Raw genomic sequence first — 2727 nt, 5'->3', positions numbered from 1 at the left:
ATCTCGAATCTCGAAACGCTTACATACGCTCTAGAGTATCGATACCTAGTAGAGACAGACCTTGCTTGATTGTCTTCGCTGTCAGTGCAGCAAGCTTTAGACGACTCTGCTTAACAGCTTCGTCTTCAGCAACAAGGATAGGGCATGCTTCGTAGAAGCTAGAGAATTGACCTGCTAGTTCGAATAGGTAAGTACACATGATGTGCGGCTGACCTTCACGAGCAACAGATTGAACCGCTTCTTCAAATTGTAGAAGTTTCGCGATAAGTGCTTTCTCTTTCTCTTCAGTGATTTTGATTTCACCTTCAAGCGCGTCCATAGAAACGCCAGCTTTAGCGAATACAGAAGCAACACGTGTGTATGCGTACTGCATGTATGGTGCCGTGTTACCTTCAAACGCAAGCATGTTGTCCCAATCGAACACGTAGTCAGTAGTACGGTGCTTAGAAAGATCCGCGTACTTAACCGCTGCCATAGCAACTGTGTTAGCGATGTTTTTCTTCTCGTCTTCAGCTAGCTCTGGGTTCTTAGAGTCGATCAGTTGTGCTGCACGAACTTCTGCTTCATCAAGAAGGTCAGCTAGACGAACTGTACCGCCTGCACGAGTCTTGAATGGCTTGCCATCTTTACCTAGCATCATGCCGAATGCGTGGTGCTCAAGAGATACAGATTCTGGGATGTAACCTGCTTTACGAACGATTGTCCAAGCTTGCATTAGGTGTTGGTGCTGACGAGAGTCGATGAAGTAAAGCACACGGTCTGCACCTAGCTCTTCGTAACGGTACTTAGCACATGCGATATCGGTTGTTGTGTATAGGAAACCGCCATCACGTTTCTGGATGATAACGCCCATTGGGTCGCCATCTTTGTTCTTGTACTCGTCTAGGAAAACAACTTGCGCGCCGTCATCTTCTTGAGCAAGACCTTGAGCTTTCAAGTCTTCAACGATTGCAGGAAGCATGTCGTTGTACTTACTTTCACCCATTACGTCATCGCGAGTCAGTGATACGTTTAGACGGTCGTAGTTACGCTGGTTTTGAATCATCGTGATATCAACCAGTTTCTTCCACATCTCTGCACAGAACTCGTCACCACCTTGTAGCTTAACTACGTAGTTACGAGCTTTAACTGCAAACTCTTCGTCTTCATCGTAAAGCTTCTTAGATTCACGGTAGAAGGCTTCAAGGTCAGAAAGCTCCATGGAAACTTCACCAGACTCTTTTTGTACACGCTCAAGGTTTGCGATAAGCATACCGAACTGAGTACCCCAGTCACCGATGTGGTTAGCACGGATAACGTTGTGGCCTAGGAATTCTAGAGTACGAACAACGGCATCACCGATGATGGTTGAACGTAGGTGACCAACGTGCATCTCTTTTGCAACGTTCGGTGCAGAGTAGTCAGCAACAATGGTTTGTGCTTCAGCTGCTGCAACGCCAAGACGAGAGTCAGCCAGTGCTGCGTCTGCTTGTTGCGCTAGGAAAGCTTCATCTAGGAAGATGTTTAGGAAACCTGGGCCTGCGATTTCAACTTTAGAAGCGATACCGTTTAGGTTTAGAACGTCCAATACTTTCTGAGCAAATTCTCGTGGATTAGTGCCTAGTCGCTTTGCAACGCCCATTACGCCGTTTGCTTGGTAGTCACCAAATTGTGGTTTTGCAGATTGGCGAACGGCCGCAGGAGAGCCTGCAGGTGCGCCAGCGGCTTCTAGAGCCTGAGATACTTTGTCATTAATAAGTGCTTGGATATTCACACGCGTTTCCTTCAATTCAAGGATGATAAGAGTGGTTGTGACTTCGTTGTCAGCTAAGGTTAAGGTGCAATTTACTTAACGCTTTAGTGATGAAATGAACAACAGACTCTGTTTGAGTTCACAAAAATGGCGGTAATGATACCAATTTTGTGTGGCTTCTTATAGGGCGTATTGATAGAAAATTAACATTTCCTGCTTAAGGCTATCACTCGTCGGTGAGTGAGCTTTTTAATCTGAGCTCGATACAAGGCTTGTTGCAAAATATAGAGCTGCTACCATGCGCGCATCAGAATTGGAGAATGTAGATTATGACGCTCACACAAGCACAATTAGAACCGAAACAGATGATTGAACGCCTCGATGATTTCATGGCAAAAATTGAAGCGTTTGGTAACACACTTGGCTTAGACCTGAGCTTTGCACAAGCGGATCACATTGCGTTAAGAATCAACGAGACGTCGTTAGCGAAAGCGGCACATGAGGCTTGGTCTGGCTACGGTGAGACGATTTCACAAGCGATGATTAACGGTCGTCCAATTGTTGTTATTGCTTTTGATGAGCCCTTGCAAAGCCGTGGCTGGTCGATTGAATGTTTAGAATTGCCATACCCTGCGGAAGGTAAGATTTACCCAAGCCAAGATTGGGAGCATGTGGAGTTTGTGATTCCATCGCACGCGCAAACCGCCGATGAATACTTAGCGGACCTTAAAGAAACTTACCCGCAGTTTGCTGCTAACTTTGAAACGTTGTCAGAGCAGGGCGTTAAAGTGAAGCTATCCAGCCCGAAAGGCGAAGGCGAGCGTTTGAACAATCCAACCGTTGCGTTTAAGCATCAAGGGATTTGCATCAAGCTGCACCCTCACTCGTTGAAGAAAATTGTGGAATCAGAGCAGGCTTAATAACGTTCCTAGTAACAATGAAAAAGGGTTGACGATATTTGCCAACCCTTTAAAGTTACTCGCTTACTCGCTTAC

Annotated in this window: 2 protein-coding genes; one reads left to right on the top strand and one right to left on the bottom strand. The window is 45.9% G+C overall.

Translation table 11 applies throughout. The features are described 5' to 3' along the window. Positions 1–19 precede the first annotated feature (19 nt). Positions 20–1753, bottom strand: coding sequence for an arginine--tRNA ligase (gene argS, locus KI655_RS24090; protein ID WP_285409222.1), 1734 nt, complete (start codon positions 1751–1753; stop codon positions 20–22). A gap of 308 nt (positions 1754–2061) precedes the next feature. Between argS and KI655_RS24085 the strand changes: the two genes are divergently transcribed. Next, positions 2062–2652, top strand: a complete 591-nt coding sequence (locus KI655_RS24085; RefSeq protein ID WP_285409221.1) for a VOC family protein — start codon at positions 2062–2064, stop codon at positions 2650–2652. Positions 2653–2727: the final 75 nt, after the last annotated feature.

Origin of the sequence: Vibrio sp. D404a (assembly GCF_030248535.1) — a bacterium.
Classification (GTDB): domain Bacteria; phylum Pseudomonadota; class Gammaproteobacteria; order Enterobacterales; family Vibrionaceae; genus Vibrio.
The sequence above is the reverse complement of the archived record's forward strand: the minus strand, read 5'-3'. Positions and strand labels throughout refer to the sequence as shown.